We start from the raw sequence: 578 nt of genomic DNA on the forward strand, positions 1-578 counted from the left end.
TGATTTACCGGTTCCACATAATAGACCGCTTTGTAAGTGTCCGCATGATCTGTCGTAAAATCCTCATCCTTGTCATTCTTTGCTTCCTCAAATGTGACTTTGACCTTGTTATCATCCTTGATTTCCAGTCCCGTGTAATCTGATTTCACATCAAATACACTGCCTGTTTCAATTTCATAATCTTTGGCAGTCACCACCTCATCTTCATCCAGAAGGTCTTTCACTTCCTCATAAAGTGGAGGTTTTTCCTCTGGCTGGATCTCCGCTGCATATGCCGTCATCGGAGACAGCACTGTACTAAGCATTGTCATGCCTGCCAGCAAGCCAGATACTACTTTTCTAAAATTACCTTTTTTCTTCATGCTAAGGTCCTCTCTTTCATATATTTGTATTAAAACAGACAGTCCTTAGACTGCCTGCAATACACTACTTATCGTTGTGGAAAAATAAGATTGAACTGTACATTTCCCTCTCCGGGATCGACCATCTCCACAGTTGCTTCATACTGTCTCCCTGTTTTTCTTGATACCAGATCCTTATAATGGATTTTTCCTTTAGACAGGAACTTCTTTGCTGCC

The 578-nt window shown here is 41.2% G+C and carries 1 protein-coding gene; it reads right to left on the bottom strand.

What is annotated here, in order from left to right; translation table 11 throughout:
• The coding region (locus G5B06_RS18585; RefSeq protein WP_173763300.1) for a hypothetical protein at nt 1-362 on the bottom strand (362 nt) is incomplete at its 3' end.
• Nucleotides 363-578: the final 216 nt, after the last annotated feature.

It is taken from the genome of Blautia luti, assembly GCF_013304735.1.
In the GTDB taxonomy this organism is placed as follows: domain Bacteria; phylum Bacillota; class Clostridia; order Lachnospirales; family Lachnospiraceae; genus Blautia_A.